Origin of the sequence: Streptomyces albus subsp. albus, assembly GCF_000725885.1 — a bacterium.
In the GTDB taxonomy this organism is placed as follows: domain Bacteria; phylum Actinomycetota; class Actinomycetes; order Streptomycetales; family Streptomycetaceae; genus Streptomyces; species Streptomyces albus.
The window spans coordinates 172330-191546 of sequence record NZ_JODR01000007.1 but is presented as its reverse complement, the minus strand read 5'-3'; the positions used below and the strand labels follow the sequence as shown (position 1 = coordinate 191546).

The window sequence follows — 19217 nt, the reverse complement described above, 5'->3', positions numbered from 1 at the left end:
AGGTGGACGCATGTACGTCTGCTCGTGCTTCGGCGTCACCGAGGACCAGGTGCGTGAGCACGCGGCGGCGGGGGCGTGCACCCCGCGCCAGATCGCCTCCGCCTGCAAGGCCGGCACGGACTGCGGCTCGTGCGTACGCCGTATCCAGGGCATCCTCGGCCGCGGCACCTGCCCGCGCCGGGCCGCACTGGAGAGGGGCGAGCCCGCCCTGACGGCCGAGGCGGCGCAGCCGGCGGCCCCACAGGAAGCGGCCCCGCAGGAGCCGGCGCCGACCCCGCCGGCGCCCCGGCCGGTCACGCTGCCCGTGCCGAGCGTCGCCCGAGCGGCGGCCTGACCCTCTCCCGGGTCCCGGTGCGACTGCCGGGGACATCCCCTTCCGGCGGCCGGGCGCGGGAGCCCGCGGTGCTCAGGTCTCGTCCGGCCCCTTCTGCTCGATCTGCTGCGCGATGTAGAGCGGCTCGCCCAGCTTCTCCACCAGTTCCAGCTGGGTGTCCAGATAGTCGATGTGGTGCTCCTCGTCGGCGAGGATGTCCTCAAAGATGTTGGCCGAGGTGATGTCGCCCTTGGCGCGCATCAGCTCGATCCCCCGCCGCAGCCTGTCGATCGCCTCCGCCTCGATCTGGCGGTCGGCCTTGAACATCTCCGTGACCGTCTGGCCCACCCGCACATGGAAGAGCCGCTGGTAGTTGGGCAGGCCCTCCAGGAAGAGGATGCGGTCGGTGAGCCGCTCGGCGTGCCGCATCTCGTCGAAGGACTCCGCACGGGTGTACTCGGCGAGCTTCGTCCAGCCGTTGTGCTCCTGCATCTTGGCGTGCAGGAAGTACTGGTTGATCGCCGTCAGCTCGGCGGTCAGCTGCTCGTTGAGGAACTCGATGACCTCGGGGTCGCCCTGCATGGTGGCGGCTCCTTCCAGGGGCGTGACGCGTGGACCGGGCAGAGTGCGCGCCGCTGCGCGCAATCGCGCATCCTGTCACCGCCCACCGGTTCGATCCAGTAAGCGAAGGCTTACCGCTCTGCCCTGTTGTGCCCCTTTCCGGGGTTCCTGGAGGCGGCGCCCGCCGCGCCGGGGGGTGGTCAGGACCATTGCCCCGGGTCTGTCACCATGGAAGGCATGGGAGAACCGCACAGCCGTGAGAGGGAGCAACCGGAGCTTCCCCCCGGCCAGCGGCTCCAGCGGGGATGGCCGGTCACGCACTACGGCCCCGTTCCCCGGTTCAAGCCCGAGCGCTGGGACTTCCGCGTCTTCGGCGCCACCGCGGACGGCGAGAAGCACAGCTGGGACCACGAGCAGTTCACCGCACTGCCGTACGAGACCGTCGTCGCGGACCTGCACTGTGTCGCGAAGTTCAGCATGCTGGGCGCCGAGTGGGGCGGGGTCCTCGCCCGTACCGTCCTCGAACTGGCACCGCCCGCCCCCGACGTCACCCATGTGATGGTGTGGGCCGAGTACGGCTTCAGCTCCAATCTGCGGCTGGCCGACTTCACCGCCGAGAAGACCGTCTTCGCCACCCACCGGGCCGGTGAGCCGCTCACCGCCGAGCACGGCTTCCCCGTCCGGCTCGTCGTACCGCATCTGTACGCCTGGAAGGGCCCCAAATGGGTGCGGGGCATCGAGTACATGACAGCGGATCGCCGCGGTTTCTGGGAGGAGCGCGGCTACCACAACATCGGCGACCCCTGGCGCGAACAGCGCTACTCGTACCAGGAGGAGCCGGGCGACGGGCCGGAGCTGTAGCCGGACCGCGCCCCGCACCCCGGGGCCGCCCTCACGCGTCGCGCAGCTTCTTCAGCAGCGCCACGTCCGCCGCGTGCCCGTGCCCCTTCTTGTCGCTGGGCGTCTCCACCACCAGCGGAACCCCGTCCGTGAGCGGGTGCGCCAGCAGCTCGGCGAACGGGCCCTGCCCGATGTGACCGGTTCCGATGTTGGCGTGCCGGTCCTTGTGCGCGCCCGCCACGTCCTTGGAGTCGTTCGCGTGGATCAGCCGCAGCCGGCCCGGACCGGTCACCTCCACCAGCTCCCGCAGCGTGCTGTCCACCCCGCCCGGAGCCGTCAGGTCGTGCCCGGCCGCGAACACATGACAGGTGTCGAGGCAGACGCCCAGCTTGGGGTGGTACTCCAGAGCCTCGAAGTACGGGCCCAGCTCGTGCACTTGGGAGCAGAGCGAGGCGCCCTGCCCCGCCGTCGGCTCCAGCAGCAGCCACGGGTCGTCCTCGTGCGTCAGGGCCTCCAGCAGCGGCATCATCAGTGTCCGCGCCTGCTCCATGGCCACCGCCCGGGGCCGGCCCCCCGTCGCCGCCCCGGTGTGCACCACGACCCCCAGGGCGCCGATCGCCCGGCCACGCCGCAGTGAATGCCGCAGCGACAGCACGGACTTGCGGGCGGTTTCCTCGGTGTGGGAACCGAAATTGATCAGATAGGGCGCGTGCACATAAGCGGGAAGACCACGTTCTGCACAGGCGGCACGGAATGCGGCGTCCTGCTCCGGATTTCCGTCGGGGGTCGCCCAGCCGCGCGGATTGGCGACAAAGACCTGAAGTGCTTCGGCGTCGATTTCGGCGGCATAGGAAATGCCAGTGGCGGCCAGGCCCCCGGCTACGGGGACATGGCCGCCAATGGGATTGCGGGTGCGTGGTGTTTCGTTCGTGGTCACACCACCCAGTATGCCGGTCAGTATGCGGAGTTGACGTTGTCCATCGAGCCGTACCGGTCCGCCGCGTAGTTGCAGGCGGCCACGATGTTGGCGACCGGGTCGTACTGGTTCCAGGAGGTGCCCTCGACGTGGTAGGCGTCGAAGGTCGGCTTGATCACCTGGAGCAGGCCCTTGGAGGGCACGCCGTTGCGGGCGTTGATGTCCCAGTTGTTGATCGCGTACGGGTTGCCGGCCGACTCCCGGATGATGTTGCGGTGGATGCCCTCGTAGGAGCCCGGGATGCCGTGCTTGCGCATGATGGACATGGCCTCACGGATCCAGCCGTCCAGGTTGTTCGGGTAGGCGCGCTGCGCCGAACGGTTCGCCGCGGCCTTGGCCGCCCGCTCCTTCTTCGCCGCTGCCTCGGCCTTCCGCTGGGCGTCCGCCTTGGCGGCCCGCTGCTTGGCGTCGGCGCGTATCGCCTTGGCCGCGTCGTCGGTGGTGGTGAAGCTCTTGGCGGTGACGGCGGCGTCCTTGACGCTCTCCACCTTCTTGGCGCCCGCCGGCACGGCGATCAGGCTGTGCTGCGCCGCGGCGATGTCCTTGCCCTGGGCGGGCAGGACGGAGGAGTGGGTGCTGAAGGACACGTTCTGGGCGTTGACCTTCTTGGCCGCCGTGGCCTGGCCGGCGTCACCCTGGGCCGCCGTGCCGGGCAGCACCGTCAGGGCCAGCGCCGCGGCACCGGCGGTACCGAGACCGACGGCCGACATCTTCTTCGTCCTGGAGCTGAGATTACCGAGGGAGAAACCGGAGATGCTGGGCATGAGGAAGAGCGGAACCTTTCATCGCTGGGCGTCGTCGCAGAGGCGGAGAGCCGGGGGAACGCCGAGTTCTGTTTCGGCGCCGTGCGACGCCGGTAATTGTTAAAGGCCCCGTTTTGGGAAATCAACGATGTGACGTACTACCCGAATTCGTTGAAAGGGCTCCGGAGTGCAGGGCGCAAAGCCCACTGCATTCCAGGTCGAAGCGGGAGCGGCGACCCCACTACCCCGTTTCGTAGGTGATGTGCGTCCTATGGGTGGGCTCACACGGGGGCGGGCTTCGCGTCACGCCTCGTCACCCCTCATGTACGAACGGCGGCTGTTTTTCCCGACTTACCGGGCATAACGGTCATGTCGGATGCGACGACGGGAAACCCCAGGTCACAGCGAGACGCCTCGGCCACCCACGCCCGGCACGCGAAAGGCCCCCGGCACTGCCGGGGGCCTTGGCGTCCGTGCGGATGACTCAGCGGAGCCAGATGGTGACCTCCGACCCCTTGGGGGCCTTCTTCCCCGAGCCCGGGGACTGGTTGAAGACGGTGTCGCCGAAGAAGATCCTGCGCACCGTGACCTCGAACCCGGCCCGCTCCAGCTTCTCGCGGGCCTCGTCCTCGCTGCCGCCCTCCACATCGGGCACCTCGACCACCTCGGGCCCCTTCGACAGCGTCAGCGTCACCGTGTCGCCCTTCGCCAGCCGCGCACCGTCCGTCGGGGACTGGCGGGCCACCGCGCCCTTGTCCTCCTCCGAGTGGACACGTTGCGCGGCGATCCGCACCTTCAGCCCCTCGTCCTCCAGCTCGGACACCGCGTCGCCCTGCGCCTCACCCACCACGTCGGGCACCTCCACGGGCGCACCCTTGGACACGGTCAGCGCCACCGCCGCGCCCGGCCTGCGCCGGCTGCCCGCCCCGGGGTCGGTCGTCACCACCGAACCCTGTGCGGTCTCCTCGTCGAACCGCCGGTTCACCTGACCCGGCTTGAGCCCCGCGTCCTTCAGTTTCCGGCGGGCGTCCGCCAGCGGCGTCCCCGAAAGATCCGGCACCTTCACCACGTTCGGACCCCGCGAGACCGTCAGCGTGACCGAACCCGTCTTGCGGACCCGCTCACCCGGCTTCGGATCGGTGCCGATCACATGGCCGCGCTCGACCCGCTCGCTGTACTCCCGCTCCACCTTCACATCGAGGCCCGCGTCCCTCAGCTTCGCGGTCGCCTTCGCCTGCGTCAGGTCCAGCACCGCGGGCGTCGTCGTGAACTGCCCCGAGCTGACGTACCAGACCCCCGTCCCCAGCAGCGCCACCAGCACCACACCCAGCACCGCCAGCACCCAGCGGGGCTGGAGCCCCCTCCGACGGGGAGCGGCAGCCCGCCGCGCCGCCGGGTCCGGGCCGTCTCCGGGGGCCACCGGGCCCGGCAGTACCGCCGTCCGCTCCACCGGATCCCCCTCCGGCGCCACCGCCGCACGGGACATCACATACGTCTCCGCCTCCGCGGCACCCGGCGCGACCGCCACCGACGAGACGGACCCGGCGTCCTCCTCCGCCGCCGGGGACACCGCCATCGGCTCGCCGCCGTCCTTCGCCCGCGGCGGAACCGCGTCCAGGTCCTCGTCCGTCAGCTGCGCCCGCGCCGCGCGGACCTCCGCGAGCAGCGCCACCGCGTCCGCCGGGCGCTCCCCGGCGGAGCGCGCCGCCGCCCGAGCCACCAGCCCGTCCAGCGCCGCCGCCATGCCCGGCACCGACTCCGACGGAGCCGGCACGTCCTTGTGCAGATGCTGGTAGAGCACCTGCGCCGGCGACGAGCCCGCATACGGCTTGGCACCGGTCAGCATCTCGTGGAGCATCACACCGCACGCGTACAGATCCGTACGCGGAGTCGCCGTACCGTCCTCGATCTGCTCCGGGGCCAGATACGAGACGGTGCCCAGAATGGAGTCCGTCGTCGCCGACGTCTGCGAGTCCACCGCCCGCACCAGACCGAAATCGGCGACCTTCACCCGGCCGTCGTCCCCGATCAGCACGTTCTCCGGCTTCACGTCCCGGTGCACCAGGCCCGCGCGGTGCGCGGCGCCCAGCGCGGCCAGCACCGGCTCCAGGATGTCCAGCGCGGCGCGGGGCGGGAGCGCGCCGCGCTCCCGCAGGACGTCACGGAGGGTGCAGCCCTCCACGTACTCCATCGCCAGATAGACATACGTACCGTCCGTGCCCTGGTCGAAGACCCCCACCACGTTCTGGTGGGCCAGCCGGGCGGCGGACTTCGCCTCCCTGATGAACCGGGTCACGAACGAGTCGTCCGCGGACAGCGAGGTGTGCATCACCTTCAAGGCCAGCACCCGGTCCAGACGCAGATCCATGGCGCGGTACACCGTCGCCATGCCGCCGACGGCTATGCGGGCGTCGACGCGGTACCGGCCGTCGAGAACCTGGCCGACCAGCGGGTCCTTGAGGGTGGTGTCCATTGCGCAGAGTGTACGAGGGCCCGCGTCCCCCCATCCCCCCACGGTGGACCCGACCCCCCACACTGAAGCCGAACAGTGACACGGCCCCCCCGACACGAAACAGCCACCCTCGCGACGATGGTGCCTACCGCTTGGTACCCCAACGGAAAGCAACAACGAACATCAACGGAGTCACAACCCCGCCAAGGGCTCCCGCCGCAAGGCGGGTCTCTTTCACGTCCACGGGCTTGTGCTCTTTCGGCCGGGGGTCCTAGGGGGCGAAGCCCCCTAGCGGGGGGCTGTTGGGTGGGGGTCCCCCCGGACGGAGTCTGGGGGAGGAGCCGCCCCAACGCCCGTCCGGCGAGGACCGGGGGTCTGGGGGCGGAGCCCCCAGTCAATGGGGGAGCAAGGGGCCGAGGCCCCAGCCACAGGGATAAGGGCCCCACCCAAAGGGGGAGCACAGGGGCTGAGGCCCCAGCCAAAGGGGCGAGGGCCCCACCACAGGGGGCAGCAGGGGGCGGAGGCCCCAGCCCAAGGCGCTGCCCGGCGGCTGGGCCCTCAGCCGAAAGCCGGCCTTTCCGGGTCGAGCGTGGCCCGCCCCTCAAGAGGAGAGGACGCCTCGGCGAAGTGCCGCCGGGGAATGCGCCCCGCGCGAAACGCGAGCCGCCCCGCCTCAACCCCCCGCCGCATGGCCTCAGCCATCAACACCGGCTCCTGAGCGCGGGTGACGGCGGAAGCCAGCATCACCGCGGCGCACCCCAGCTCCATGGCCAGCGCGGCGTCCGACGCGGTGCCGGCCCCGGCGTCGAGCACCACCGGTACTCCGGCCCGTTCGGTGATCAGCTGGAAGTTGTGCGGGTTCCGGATGCCGAGGCCGGAACCGATGGGGGACCCGAGCGGCATGATCGCCGCGCATCCGACGTCTTCGAGCTTCCGGGCGAGGACGGGGTCGTCGTTGGTGTAGGGGAGCACGGTGAAACCGTCGTCGACGAGCGTCTCGGCGGCGTCGAGCAGTTCGACGGGGTCCGGCAGCAGGGTCCGCTCGTCGGCGACGACCTCCAGCTTCACCCAGTCGGTGCCGAGCGCTTCGCGGGCGAGCCGGGCGGTGAGCACGGCCTCACCGGCGGTGTAGCAGCCGGCGGTGTTCGGCAGGACGCGGATGCCGAGCTTGTCGAGCACGGACAGGACGGAGCCGCTGACGCCGGGGTCGAGTCGGCGCATGGCGACGGTGGTCAGTTCGGTGCCGGAGGCGATGAGGGCGCGTTCGAGGACGTCGAGGCTGGGCGCACCGCCGGTGCCCATGATCAGGCGGGAGGAGAAGGTGGTGTCGCCTATGGTCAGGGGGTCGTCGGCCATCGCTGTGCTCAGCCTCCCTGGACCGCGGTGAGAACTTCGACGCGGTCCCCGTCGCCGAGCCGGGTGGTGGCCCATCGGCTGCGGGGGACGACGTCCTCGTTGAGGGCCGCGGCCACGCCGGAGGGCGCGGTGGTGAGGGTGGCCACGAGCCGGTCGAGGGTGAGCCCTGCTCCGACCCGGCGGGGCTCACCGTTGACGGAGACGGTCATCTGCTCGGCGGCGGATGTCATACGTTCTGCTCCTGTGGGTCGGTGGGGCGGGGGCCGGGCCGGGAACCGGGCCCGGAGGGGCCGAAGCGGGTGGCCGCGAACGCCTTGGCGACCGGCGGCAGCTCGCCGCCGGTGAGCACTTCGCCCATGACGTCCCCGGTGAGGGGCGTCAGCAGCACTCCGTTCCGGTAGTGGCCGGTGGCCAGCTGGAGGCCGGGCAGCGGGCCGGGCCCGAGCAGCGGCGCGTTGTCGGGGGAGCCGGGCCGCAGCCCGGCGCGGGTCTCGGCCAGCGGCAGTTCGGTGATGCCGGGCAGCAGTTCGTGGGCGTCGCGCAGCAGTTCGTAGACGCCGCCGGCGGTGACGGTGGTGTCCCAGCCGAGTTCCTCGCTGGTGGCGCCGACGACCAGCTCCCCGTTCTCGCGGGGCACGAGGTAGAGGGCGCCGCCGCGGACGACGGCGCGGACGGTGCGGGAGAGGAAGGGCCCGACCGTCGCGGCGGGCGGCATCCGCAGCCGCAGCACCTGTCCTTTGACGGGGCGTACCGGGGGGACGGCTTGGTCGGGGAGGCCGGGGAGGGTGCCGCTGCGGGAGCCGAGGGCGAGCACCGTCTGCCCGGCCCGCACCTCGTCACCGTCGTCGAGCGCGGCCCCGACGGCACGGTCCCCGGCGACCAGGAGGCGGGCGGCAAGGGCGCGGTGGAAGGTGACGCCTTCGCGTTCGCAGGCCCGCAGCAGTGCGGCGGCCAGTCGGCGCGGGTCGATCTGGTGGTCGCCGTCCACGCGGGCGCCGCCGCGTACGGAGGGGGCGAGCATGGGTTCGAGGCGGCGGCATTCGCGTCCGGTCAGCCAGCTGCTCTCCAGTCCGCACCGCTGCTGGAGGGCGTGGAGTTCCCGCAGGTGGGCGCGGTCGTCGGCGTCGAGGGCGACGGCGAGGGTGCCGCAGGTGCGGTAGCCGACGCCGGTGCCGGCGGCGTCTTCGAGTTCGGCGACGAAGTCCGGGTACCGGGCGGCGGAGGCGAGGTTGAGGTCGAGCAGCGCTTCCTCGCCGTAGTGGAGTTCGGTGACGGCGGCGAGCATGCCCGCCGCGACCTGGGCGGCGCCGCCGCCGGGTTCGGGGTCGGCGACGGTGACGGACAGGCCGCGCTGGGCGGCCCGCCAGGCGGTGACGAGGCCGATGATGCCGCCGCCGAGGACGAGGACGTCGGGGCTGCCGGTGCGGCCCGGGGTGGTCGTCGTGCCGCGCATGGGTTTGCCGCTGCTCCCTTCGCCGGAATGACCCGGATCAGGTTCGGACGGTCGGAGGCCGTCTCAGCCTCCCTCTCAGCCCGGTGCGCCCGGGCTCCCGCGTGTGCCGTGAGTACCGGCACCAGCCTACTGCGCTGTTCGCGGCGCGGGTAAGGGCCTCCCGGCCGAGCTCCGGTGACGTGCGTACGGGCCGGGGCCGTCCTACGTCCGCCGCCCGCCCCGCTTCTCCGTCCGGTGGCCGAGGGGGAGCGGGGGAGCCCCGGCATACAGTGAGCGGGTGAGTGACAGCGGGAAGCAGCAGCGCGTCGTGATCGTGGGCGCCGGGATGGCGGGGGTGCAGACCGCCGTGGCCCTGCGCGAACAGGGCTGGCCCGGGCCGGTGCGGCTGATCGGGGCCGAGCCGCATCCGCCGTACGACAGGCCGCCGCTGTCGAAGGCCGTACTGCTGGCCAAGGGGGAGGAGCCGGAGGGCGACGCGCCGCCGCTGTTCGACATCGACTTCGCCGCCCTGGACATCGAGCTGGAGCTGGGCCGCACCGTGACGGGGCTGCACCCCGCCGAGCGGCTGCTGGAGACCGACGCGGGCCCCGTCCACTACGACCGGCTGGTGGTGGCGACCGGCGCCGAACCGGTGACGCTGCCGGGCAGCGAGGGCGTACCGGGGGTGCATCTGCTGCGCACCCTGGACGATGCGCGGCGGCTGCGGCCGGTGCTGGCGGCGCGCGGCCGGATCGTGGTGGTCGGCGCGGGCTGGATCGGAGCCGAGTTCGCGACGGCCGCGCGGGAGCGCGAGTGCGAGGTCACCGTCGTGGAGGCGGCGGCCACACCCCTGCCGGGTGCGCTGCCGGCGCAGGTGACGGAGCCGATGCGGGCCTGGTACGCGGATGCCGGGGCGCTGCTGCGCACCGGGGTGGCGGTGGCCGCGGTCGAGGCGGGCGGGGTGCTGCTCGCCGACGGGACGCGGCTGGCCGCGGACGCGGTGCTGGTGGGCATCGGGGCCCGTCCGGCGACCGGCTGGCTGCGCGGCTGCGGGGTGGAGCTGGGTGCGGACGGCGCGGTGCTCGCCGACGCCGGGCTGCGGGCGTCAGTGCCCGGGGTGTACGCGGTGGGCGACTGCGCTTCCTTCCCGTCGGCCCGCTTCGGGGAGCGGCTGCTGGTCCACCACTGGGACAACGCCCTGCAGGGTCCCCGTACGGTCGCCGCCAACCTGGTGGCGGAGGGGCACGCGGACGCCGCCGCCGACAGCGTCGGCTACGACCCGGTGCCGTACTTCTGGTCGGAGCAGTTCGGCCGTTTCGTGCAGTACGCGGGCCACCACCGGGACGGTGACGAGTTGGTGTGGCGCGGTGATCCGGCCACCGCCGCGTGGAGCGTGTGCTGGCTGCGCGACGACCGGCTGACGGCGCTGCTGGCCGTCGGCCGTCCGCGCGATCTGGCGCAGGGCCGCAAGCTGATCCAGCAGGGTACGGCCGTGGACGGGGCGGTGCTGGCCGACGCGGCCGTCGCCCTGAAGAAGGCCGCGCGGTAGTGACTGTCGGTTCCGGATGGCAGGCTGGGAGCGTGACCGAGATTGACGCAAAGACCGATGCTCTCGTGCCCGCCTGGCTCACCCTGCCCGAGGTCGCCGAGAAGCTCGATGTCGAAGTGACCCGTGTGCGGCAGCTCGTGAAGGAGGGCCAGCTGATCGCGGTCCGCCGCGAGGCCGAGTCCGGGAACAAGGTGCTCCAGGTCCCGGCCGCCTTCATCGGGGAGGGCCGGATCGTGAAGGGCCTGTCCGGCACCATCACGCTGCTCAAGGACGACGGGTTCAGCGACGAGGAGATGCTCGAATGGCTGTTCACGGAGGACGAGTCGCTGCCGGGCTCGCCCGTGACCGCCTTGCGGGAGAACCGGGGCACGGAGGTCAAGCGCCGCGCCCAGGCCCTCGCCGTCTGATCCGGGTCTCCGCCCGGGACCATCAGTAATCAGCATCAGCACCAGCACCGGGTGTGCGGGCCCGCGCCGGCCCGCACACCCCCTCATGGGGGGGAACACCGCACCATGACCACCACGCCCGAGGCCGCCCGCGCGCGGCTCGCCGACGCCCGGCTGTACCTGTGCACCGACGCCCGGAAGGAGCAGGGCGATCTGCCCGAGTTCCTCGACGCGGTGCTGGCGGGCGGGGTGGACATCGTCCAGCTCCGCGACAAGGGCATGGAGGCGGCCGAGGAGCTGGAGCACCTGGCGGTGTTCGCCGACGCGTGCCGCCGCCACGGCGCGCTGCTGGCCGTCAACGACCGCGCCGATGTGGCGCACGCCGCCGCCTCCCAGGTCCTGCACCTGGGCCAGGGCGATCTGCCGGTCCCCGCCGCCCGTGCGCTGCTGGGGGAGGGGGTGCTGATCGGCCGCTCCACCCACTCGGCGGCCGAGGCGGACGCGGCACTCGTGGAGCGCGGTGTGGACTACTTCTGCACCGGACCGTGCTGGCCGACGCCGACGAAGCCGGGGCGTCCGGCACCGGGGCTGGATCTGGTCCGTCATACCGCGGCGCGGACGGCCGGTGATCCCGCCGCGCGGCCGTGGTTCGCGATCGGCGGCATCGACGAGGGCAACCTCGGCCAGGTGCTCGACGCGGGTGCCCGCCGTGTGGTGGTGGTCCGCGCACTGACGCAGGCCGATGATCCGGGGGCGGCTGCCGCCTCGCTGGCGGCCCGGCTGCGGGAGGCGGCCGGATAGGACGGCTGCGGCGCAGGGGACGGGGGCTGTTCCGTGGCCTCCCGGCCACGCCGCGCCCTCGCCCGCCGTGGCAGGGGGCCGTAACAGACGGTCGCCCCGGTGTCCACAGGGTGGACATCGGCCATCCGGGAACCGGACAGAACAGTCCTTAACCTCTCGTTGTCGAGCCGCTCTGCAGGCCAGGCAGCTAGCCTGCATGCATGGCCATCGGTATCTCAGCTCCCAGGACAGAACGTCCGCCGACCGTGCGCGACAAGCTCGCGAGCGGCGAGAAGTCCTTCTCCTTCGAGTTCTTCGCACCGAAGACCCCCAAGGGAGAGCGGACGCTGTGGGACGCGCTGCGCCGGATCGAGGCGGTGTCGCCGACCTTCGTGTCCGTCACCTACGGCGCCGGCGGCTCCTCGCGCGAGGGCACCGTCCGCAACACCGAACGCATCGCCAACGAGACGACGCTGACCCCCGTGGCGCACCTGACCGCCGTCAACCACTCGCGGGCCGAGCTGCGCAACGTCATCGGACAGTACGCGAACGCGGGCATCCGCAACGTGCTCGCCCTGCGCGGCGACCCGCCGGGCGACCCGCTGGGGGAGTGGGTCAGGCATCCGGAGGGCATCGACTACGCCTCCGAGCTGGTGGAGCTGATCAAGGAGTCCGGTGACTTCTGCGTCGGCGTCGCGGCCTTCCCCGAGATGCATCCGCGCTCCACGGACTGGGACACCGACATCCGGCACTTCGTCAACAAGTGCCGGGCCGGGGCCGACTACGCCATCACGCAGATGTTCTTCCGCGCCGAGGACTATCTGCGGCTGCGCGACCGGGTCACCGCGGCCGGCTGCGACACCCCCATCATCCCGGAGATCATGCCGGTCACGAACGTGAAGCAGATCGAGCGCTTCGCGCAGCTGAGCAACGCCACGCTCCCCGACGAGATGATCGAGCGACTCCGCGCGGTCGAGGACGATCCGGCGGCGGTACGCTCTGTCGGTATCGAGTACGCCACCCAGATGTGTGCGCGTCTCATGGCCGAGGGCGTCCCGGGATTGCACTTCATCACGCTCAACCATTCCACGGCGACGCTGGAGATCCACCAGAACCTGGGCCTTCGCGAGAGGGCCTGAGCCAGGCGGCCGTCCACCGGGCGGCGGGGAGCGGGAAGAGGGGCGTAGATGGGCTGGACGGTCCTCTATATCGCGTTCGGGATCGTGGCGCTGTGGCTGCTGGCCGAGGTCCTGATCCAGTACAAGGCGCGGCTGCGCTGGCGCCTGCTGGCCTTCGCCGGCTTCCTCGGCGTCGTGGTGGGCACCGTGCTGCCGTCCGTCGTCGTGATCGGCCTGGGCATCGCGGCGTTCGCGGTCGGGCAGACGTTCGTGACGCTGTCCGTCCGCAGCGGGTTCACCGGCGGCTGGGCGATCCGCGGGGTCCCCGGCGCCGGCCGCGGTCCCGGCGCCGGCCAGCGCCGCCGCGGTGCGGGCAAGGCCGCCGCCGCTTCGCCGTCGCTGGAGGTCAGCGGTCTGGAGTCGCACGACCCCGACACCGGTCCGGTCCCCGCCGCTCCCGAGACCCTCCCCGTGCCGGACCCGGTCGACGACTACGGCCACGCCGGGTACGGCCGGCCCGACGACGGCACGGCCCCCCTCGACGGGACCGGCGCGGGACCGGAGCACGGCACCGGGCACGAGTACGGCACCACGGGCCACGAAGGCGTCCCCGGTGTCCCCGGCTACGAGGGCGGGGCGCCGCAGCCCGGCTACGGGGGCTACGGGGGTCACGGGGGCTACGACGGGCTGGAGGAGGAGACCTCCGTCTTCGGGCAGGCGCCCGGCGCGCAGCCGCAGCCCTACCCGTACGGCGCGCAGGGCGACGACCAGTACGCCGGCTACGGCGACCAGTCCGGTTACGCCGGGTATCCGGAACAGCAGCCCCAGTACGCCGAGTACGACTACCAGAACCACGCCGCCGCCTACCCGGCGCAGTACGCCGGCTCCTACGGCGAGCAGCCCGGGCACGAGGACTACCCGGCGCAGCAGCCCTACTACCCGGACGTGCCGGAGACGCCGCCCGGTGGCGTGTGGGTGCCCCAGCAACGGGACGGCGCCGGGACGCTGCCGCCCGCCGGCCCGGGGGCACTGCCGGGGCAGGTCCCGTCCGGGTACGGGTACGGCACCGGCTACGACGATCCGTACGCGGCAGGCGGCGAGACGCCGGACCCGCACGCGCAGCCGCCGCACCAGCCCCAGTACCCCCAGGGCTACTACGGCGGCTACTGACGGGGCGCGGCGCGCCAGGTGTCGTACCCGCCCGCATGCGGGGCGGCGGTCAGGTGGAGCCGCGCCAGTCCGGGTCCTGGATGAGACCGGCGGCCATCGCGCCCGTCATCCCGGCAGCGGCCAGTCCGCCGCCGGGATGGGACCAGCCGCCCACCGCGTACAGCCCCGGCAGCGGTGTCGTGTTCGCCGGGTGCAGGAAGGCGCCGCCCGCGCCCGGGAGGGCCGGCGGCGGCACCAGGCCGCCCGGGGCGCCGGTCTCCGCCTCGTTGTCGGCGGGGGTGCGCACCGCGTGCCACAGCAGCCGCTCGCGCAGGCCCAGCCCGGCCCCGTCGGCCGCCGCCAGCAGTTCCTCGGCCAGCCGCTCCGCCTCGGCCGTCCCCTCCACCGTGCCGGCCGGTACGGGCAGGCTGAGCACCGCCGTCTCGTGCGCGTCGTCGGGGCGCAGCGCCGGATCGTCGGGCCGCAGCACCGTCAGCGGGCGGCCCGGCGCCTCGGCGCGGTGCACCAGCGTGCGGTGCGGGGTGCCCTGGGGGCGGGCGCCGCGCAGGGCCAGCAGCACCGTCAGCCGTGCCGTGCCGGCGGGCCCGGCGCCGGGGCTGCCGGGCGCCGCGGGCCCGCCGCCGGTCACCACCACGTCCGCTTCCTCGACGGAACCGTCGGCCAGCTCCACCCCGGCCGCCCGTCCGTCCTTCTCCCGTACGGCGGTCACCTCGCTGCCGAACACGAAGGCGACCCGCCGCTCGCGGCACCTGTCGTACAGCGCGTCGGCCAGGGCCCGCAGGCCGCCGCCGCGCACGTACCAGGTGCCGAACGCGTCCTCGACGTACGCGAGCAGGGCGGCGGTCGCCGGAGCGGTCTTTGGATCCAGGCCGTACCCCCACACGCAGCCGCACAGCATCGCGGCCAGCCGGGGGTCGCCCAGCTCGTCCCGCGCGGCCTCGGCCAGGGTCGGCGGGCGGCGGCGCAGCAGGCCCTTCCGGCGCAGGGCCGGGTAGGCCCCGTCCCGCACCAGGGCGCCCCGCGAGGCGGGCTCGTCGCGCAGCGGCTCCTCCAGCAGCGGACGCCGGGTGGCCTCCCACGCCTCGCGGGCCCGGGTCAGCATCCGGGCCCACCGGTCGCCCGCGCCCGCGCCGAACGCGTCGTCGAGCGCGGCGATCACCTTGCCGCGGGAGGCGTTGGGCAGTGTCACGGCGCTGCCGTCCGGGAAGACGTGCCGTGCCGTAGCGGCGACCCGCACCAGATCGACCCGGTCCTCCAGGCGCTCGCGTCCGGTCTTGACGAACAGGTCGCGGTGGACGGCCGGCAGGTGCAGCAGGCCCGGCCCGGTGTCGAAGGCGAAGCCGTCGCGCGTGTACCTGCGCAGCGCGCCGCCGTAGGTCTCGGTGCGCTCGTGCACCGTCACCCGGTGGCCCGCCACGGCCAGTCGAGCCGCGGCGGCCATCCCGCCCGTTCCCGCGCCGATCACCACGATCCGTGCCATGCCGTGACCTTAGCCCGCGCCCGGCCGCCCGCCGGGAGGCGCCCCCTCACCCCTTGACCCGGCCGGGAGCGGGCAGGACGCTGCTCCCCGGGGCGGAGCCGGGGGCACGGAGCGGCACCCGGGGTACCCCGCGGGGTACCGCGGCACCGCGGGGGAAGGCGGGGCGTACCCAGGGGCTAGGTACCGGTACTCAGAAGAGGTCTTGAGTAGCCGCGCCGATGGGTGCCCCCGGCGCGGACGGCAGAGTGAGGTCCACGGGAGGGCGGGGCACGGACCGCTGACACGGGGCCGCGGAACGGAGCCGGTCGCCCTCCCGTGAGCGGCGCCGCTCTCAGCGGGTGCGCTCGCGTCCGCCGACGCGGCCCTGGAGCAGCAGGGACAGCGCGCCGTGCACGTCCTCCAAGGAGCGCTCGGGCTGGAACGCCTTCCAGTCGAGCGCGGCGACCAGCACCATGCCGACCAGCGCGGCGGCGGTGAGCTGGATGTCGATCTCCTCGCTCAGCTCGCCCTCGGCGACCCCGGCCCGCAGGACGTCCTCGACGACGGCGACGGCCTCCTGCCGCACCATGAGCAGGGTCTCGTTCCAGGCCCGTCCGGTGCGCCACAGTTCGGCGACGTACAGCTGGGTGAAAGCCGGGTAGCGGTCGATGAAGAGCAGTCCGGCGCGGACCATCGCGTCCAGCGCGTCCACCCGGCTGCCGCCGCGCCCGGCGGTCTCGTCGGCCGCTTTCCGCAGATCGGCGGTGAGCAGCGCCACCCCGTGCCGCAGCAGTTCCTCGAACAGTTCCGTCTTGCTGGCGAAGTTGTAGTAGACGGTGCCCTTGGCCACGCCGGCCCGCTCGGCGATCTCCTCCACGGTGGTGGAGGAGAACCCCTGCTCCGCGATGAGGGTCACGGCTGCCTGGAAGAGCTTGTCCCTGGTGGCGCTGCGGCTGCGCGGGCTGGTGGTACGGGCACTCGTCATGCGGCCATTCTCCCCTCGTCCGCGGCCCGGCCGTGCGGAGCCCGCGCGCAGCGTGCCCGCGCTCACAGCGAGATCTCCGGGTGGAGCCGGTCGAGCGTCCACACCTGCTTGCGGCGTGCGGTGACGGCCGTCAGGGCGACGGCGCCCGCGGTGAACGCCAGCAGCACCAGGCACGCCCGCCACACCGGCCACAGCTCACCGCCGGTGATCAGATGGCGCAGCCCCTCGACGACGTAGCTCATGGGCAGGAACGGGTGCAGCGCGTTGAAGAAGCCGGGGCTGGTCTGGATCGGGTACGTGCCGCCCGCCGAGGTCAGCTGGAGCATCAGCATCGCCAGGACCAGGATCCGCCCGGCCGGGCCGAAGCGCGCGTTGAGGAACTGGACGATCGCGGTGAAGCACGCGGCCACCAGCAGCAGGAACCCGATCGTGCCCAGCCCCCGCGCCATCTGGAGCCCGAGGCCCCAGTGCAGCACGCTCATCAGGGCGGCGACCTGTGCCACCCCGATCGCCGCGACGGGCAGCCAGCCGGCCAGCGCGATCCGCCAGGCCGGGGCCCCGGCGGCCAGCGCCCGCTTGTTCAGCGGCTGGAGCAGCATGTAGGCGATCATCGCGCCCACCCACAGGGAGAGCGGGATGAAGTACGGGGCGAAGCCCGTGCCGTAGTTGGGTGCCTCGTGCGCCTTGTGGGAGGCGAGTCCGACCGGGTCGGACATGACACCGGTGCGCTCGTCCCGCTCCTTCTTGCCGTAGTCCGGTATCTGCTCGGTGCCGTCGTGCAGCCCGCTCGCCAGCTTGCCGGAGCCGTCGGCCAGCTTGAACAGGCCGCCGTCGAGGCTGCCTGCGCCGCTGGAGAGCTTGCCCAGACCGGTGTCGAGCGCGGCGGCCCCGCTCTTGGCGGTGCCCAGCCCGGTGTGCAGCTCGCCCGCGCCCGAGGAGACGGCGTGTGCGCCCTTGTTGAGCTTGTTGATCTGGCGTACGGCGCTGTCCACGTCCTGCTTGAGGTGCGGGGCGCGTTCGGCGAGGGCGGTGGCGGTCTTGTCGAGGTCGTCGAGGTGCCGGCCCAGCTCGTCGAGGTTCTTCTCGTTCTTGACGTAGCCGTTGACCTTCCCGGCCACGGACGCGGAGCGTTCGGCGGCGTCCACGGCCTTCTTCAGGTCGGGGCAGGAGTCCGGGAAGACGCTGGGCGTGCCCTTGGTGCCGTCCCCGGAGGAGCTCCCGCCCGCCGAGTTCCCCTCGGGGGAGGAGGGGGACGACGAGGACGACGACGAGCCGCCCGGCGCCGGGGTGCCGCCACCGGGTGCGGTACCGCCCTGCGGGGAGGGCCTGTTCTTGCCGCAGCGGGCCTCGTACAGCGTCGAGAGGGTGTCGGCCGCCTGGCGTGCGTCGCTCTGCGCACGCTGTGCGGCGCCCGGCAGCTTGCCGAGGTTCTCCTTGAGCGTCTTGCTGGTACGGGACACCCCGCGGGCGGCCTTGGCGATGTCGCCGCTGTGCTCGGTCAGGAAGGGCCGCACGGTGGAGGCGGCGCCGTTCACCTTGTCGGCGAGCTTCTGGGTGCCCTCGGCCACCTGGCCGGCGCCCGAGGCGAGATCACCGGCGCCCTTGTGCAGGGTGGCGGTGCCGCTCTTGAGGCTGCCCGAGCCCTCCTCGGCGTCGCCGAGCCCCTTCTTGAGCTTGCCCGCGCCCTCCTTGGCCTTGCCGATGCCGTCGCCGAGGTCGTCGGCGCCCTTGGCGGCCTGCGCCGTCTTGTGGTGCAGCGTGGAGAACGAGACGTAGATCTTGTCGTAGAAGCCGCGGGAGACCTTGCTGGAGGCGCTGGCGCGGACCTCGGAGAAGACCGTGCGCGAGATCTGCCCGACGATGTAGTTGTTGGCGTCGTTGGCGCGCACCTTGAGGGCGCCGGTCTCGGGGGAGTCGCCCGAACTGGAGGAGACGCGCTTGCTGAAGTCGGCGGGGACCGTCAGCGACAGGTAGTAGCGCCCGTCCTCGACGCCCTTGCGCGCGTCCTCGGCGCTGGTCTCGTGCCAGTCGAAGGAGTCGCTGTCGTGCAGGCCCTTGACGATGTCGTCGCCCGCGGTGATCTTCTCGCCCTTGACGGTGGCGCCCTTGTCCTCGTTCACCAGCGCGACCGGCACTTTGTCCAGCCGGTCGTAGGGGTCCCAGAAGGACCACAGGTACAGCGCGCCGTACAGCAGGGGCAGCAGCAGCATCGCGGCCATCGCCGCCCGCGGCAGCCGTCCCCTGCCGAACCGCTTCAGCTCAAGCGCGGCTAGCCTCGGCGAGCGCATCGGCCGCCCCCTCCTTCTCCGTCTCGGCCTCGCCGGTCTCCCCGGTGTCCTTTGTGCCCTCCCCGGGCGCCCCGTCGCGGGAGGCGCGCGCCGCGTCCGTACGGGTACGGACCACCACGGCGTCGCCGTCCTGGGGCGGTTCGCTGCACACCGCCAGCACCGTGGTGCCGGTGGCGGCGACCGCGCGCAGCATCTCCCAGGCCGCCTCCCGTTCGGCCTCGGACAGCTTCAGGTCCACGTCGTCCACGCCCAGCAGCCGCGGCTCGCCCAGCAGCGCCAGCGCCACCGACAGCCGCAGTTCCTCCAGCCGTCCCAGGTCGCGCACCGCCGTACGGCCGCCCTTCGGCAGCGCGTCCAGGTCGAGGCCCGCCGTCTCCAGCGCCTGCTCCAGCCGAGCCCGGCTGGCGGCTGCCCGTTCGCGGCGGGACCTCATCAGAGAGCGCAGCGGACCGTCGAACCGCCGCTGGAGCAGCACCCGTTCCCGCAGCTGCTCGGTGACGGTCAGGGCCGGGTCGAGATCGTTGACGCCGGGCACCGGGCCGAGCGCGCTGATCCGGCGTACCGCCGCCAGCCGTTTGGGCAGCGGGTGCCCGGCGACCTTGGCGTGGCCGCGGCCGGCCTTCATCCGGCCGGTCAGTGCCAGCAGCGCACAGGTCCGTCCGGATCCGGAGGGTCCGGTCAGGGCGATCAGGGAACCCGCTTCCGCGGTGAAGCCGACCCCCTCGAAAACGGGTCCTCGTGGTCCGTCGAGCCCGAAGTCGTCCGCCGAGACGGCGGCTCCGCGCGGCTGTGGCATGGCGTCCCTTCGC

Annotated in this window: 18 protein-coding genes and 1 riboswitch; of the genes, 7 read left to right on the top strand and 11 right to left on the bottom strand. The window is 72.9% G+C overall.

Going from position 1 to position 19217, the window contains the following annotated elements:
* The first annotated feature begins 10 nt into the window (after positions 1-10).
* Positions 11-334: a (2Fe-2S)-binding protein gene (locus tag IO40_RS0109155; protein ID WP_016468488.1), complete on the top strand. Its 324-nt coding sequence runs from the start codon at positions 11-13 to the stop codon at positions 332-334.
* 72 nt (positions 335-406) lie between these two features.
* On the opposite strand, the gene bfr is transcribed toward IO40_RS0109155, so the two are convergent.
* Entirely contained in the window at positions 407-895 is a 489-nt protein-coding gene (bfr, locus tag IO40_RS0109150) for a bacterioferritin (protein WP_016468487.1), read from the bottom strand.
* A gap of 216 nt (positions 896-1111) precedes the next feature.
* Here bfr and IO40_RS0109145 point away from each other — a divergent pair, with 216 nt between their 5' ends.
* Entirely contained in the window at positions 1112-1735 is a 624-nt protein-coding gene (locus tag IO40_RS0109145; protein ID WP_016468486.1) for a sulfite oxidase-like oxidoreductase, read from the top strand.
* A 31-nt stretch (positions 1736-1766) separates the two neighbouring features.
* Here the strand turns inward: IO40_RS0109145 and IO40_RS0109140 are convergent, their stop codons facing one another.
* The 6 genes from IO40_RS0109140 to thiO all read right to left on the bottom strand — a co-directional run bounded on the left by IO40_RS0109140 (position 1767) and on the right by thiO (position 8694).
* Positions 1767-2651 (bottom strand): deoxyribonuclease IV, encoded by an 885-nt coding sequence (locus IO40_RS0109140; RefSeq protein WP_030406132.1) that lies wholly within the window; start codon positions 2649-2651, stop codon positions 1767-1769.
* A 17-nt stretch (positions 2652-2668) separates the two neighbouring features.
* A complete protein-coding gene (locus tag IO40_RS0109135) occupies positions 2669-3454 on the bottom strand; it encodes a transglycosylase SLT domain-containing protein (protein WP_016468484.1) in 786 nt (261 codons plus the stop codon).
* A 463-nt stretch (positions 3455-3917) separates the two neighbouring features.
* On the bottom strand, positions 3918-5906 hold the full coding sequence (gene pknB / locus IO40_RS0109130; protein WP_031175233.1) for a Stk1 family PASTA domain-containing Ser/Thr kinase: 1989 nt from the start codon (positions 5904-5906) through the stop codon (positions 3918-3920).
* Between the two features lie 537 nt (positions 5907-6443).
* Positions 6444-7241, bottom strand: a complete 798-nt coding sequence (locus tag IO40_RS0109125; RefSeq protein WP_016468482.1) for a thiazole synthase — start codon at positions 7239-7241, stop codon at positions 6444-6446.
* Between the two features lie 8 nt (positions 7242-7249).
* The gene (gene thiS, locus IO40_RS0109120) at positions 7250-7450 is read right to left on the bottom strand and encodes a sulfur carrier protein ThiS (protein ID WP_033228626.1); all 201 of its coding nucleotides are present in this window, start codon (positions 7448-7450) and stop codon (positions 7250-7252) included.
* Between the two features lie 17 nt (positions 7451-7467).
* Positions 7468-8694, bottom strand: a complete 1227-nt coding sequence (thiO, locus tag IO40_RS0109115; protein ID WP_033228581.1) for a glycine oxidase ThiO — start codon at positions 8692-8694, stop codon at positions 7468-7470.
* 13 nt (positions 8695-8707) lie between these two features.
* A riboswitch (TPP riboswitch) is annotated at positions 8708-8796 on the bottom strand.
* 175 nt (positions 8797-8971) lie between these two features.
* Here thiO and IO40_RS0109110 point away from each other — a divergent pair.
* From IO40_RS0109110 to IO40_RS38690, 5 genes are all read left to right on the top strand, one after another.
* Positions 8972-10222: an NAD(P)/FAD-dependent oxidoreductase gene (locus IO40_RS0109110; RefSeq protein WP_031175232.1), complete on the top strand. Its 1251-nt coding sequence runs from the start codon at positions 8972-8974 to the stop codon at positions 10220-10222.
* A gap of 32 nt (positions 10223-10254) precedes the next feature.
* Positions 10255-10629 (top strand): Rv2175c family DNA-binding protein, encoded by a 375-nt coding sequence (locus IO40_RS0109105; protein ID WP_030406136.1) that lies wholly within the window; start codon positions 10255-10257, stop codon positions 10627-10629.
* Between the two features lie 105 nt (positions 10630-10734).
* Entirely contained in the window at positions 10735-11409 is a 675-nt protein-coding gene (gene thiE, locus IO40_RS0109100; RefSeq protein WP_016468477.1) for a thiamine phosphate synthase, read from the top strand.
* Positions 11410-11609: 200 nt separating this feature from the next.
* Complete coding sequence (gene metF / locus IO40_RS0109095; RefSeq protein ID WP_016468476.1) at positions 11610-12527, top strand: methylenetetrahydrofolate reductase [NAD(P)H]; 918 nt, start codon at positions 11610-11612, stop codon at positions 12525-12527.
* A gap of 48 nt (positions 12528-12575) precedes the next feature.
* Entirely contained in the window at positions 12576-13676 is a 1101-nt protein-coding gene (locus IO40_RS38690; RefSeq protein WP_051719246.1) for a chromosomal replication initiator protein DnaA, read from the top strand.
* A 49-nt stretch (positions 13677-13725) separates the two neighbouring features.
* Here IO40_RS38690 and IO40_RS0109085 read toward each other — a convergent pair whose 3' ends face one another.
* The 4 genes from IO40_RS0109085 to IO40_RS0109070 all read right to left on the bottom strand — a co-directional run bounded on the left by IO40_RS0109085 (position 13726) and on the right by IO40_RS0109070 (position 19204).
* On the bottom strand, positions 13726-15156 hold the full coding sequence (locus IO40_RS0109085) for a phytoene desaturase family protein (RefSeq protein WP_031175230.1): 1431 nt from the start codon (positions 15154-15156) through the stop codon (positions 13726-13728).
* A 331-nt stretch (positions 15157-15487) separates the two neighbouring features.
* On the bottom strand, positions 15488-16120 hold the full coding sequence (locus IO40_RS0109080; RefSeq protein ID WP_016468473.1) for a TetR/AcrR family transcriptional regulator: 633 nt from the start codon (positions 16118-16120) through the stop codon (positions 15488-15490).
* 62 nt (positions 16121-16182) lie between these two features.
* The gene (locus IO40_RS0109075) at positions 16183-18408 is read right to left on the bottom strand and encodes a YhgE/Pip domain-containing protein (protein WP_016468472.1); all 2226 of its coding nucleotides are present in this window, start codon (positions 18406-18408) and stop codon (positions 16183-16185) included.
* Positions 18380-19204, bottom strand: coding sequence for an ATP-binding cassette domain-containing protein (locus tag IO40_RS0109070; RefSeq protein WP_016468471.1), 825 nt, complete (start codon positions 19202-19204; stop codon positions 18380-18382). The genes IO40_RS0109075 and IO40_RS0109070 overlap by 29 nt, the downstream gene beginning before the upstream one ends.
* Positions 19205-19217: the final 13 nt, after the last annotated feature.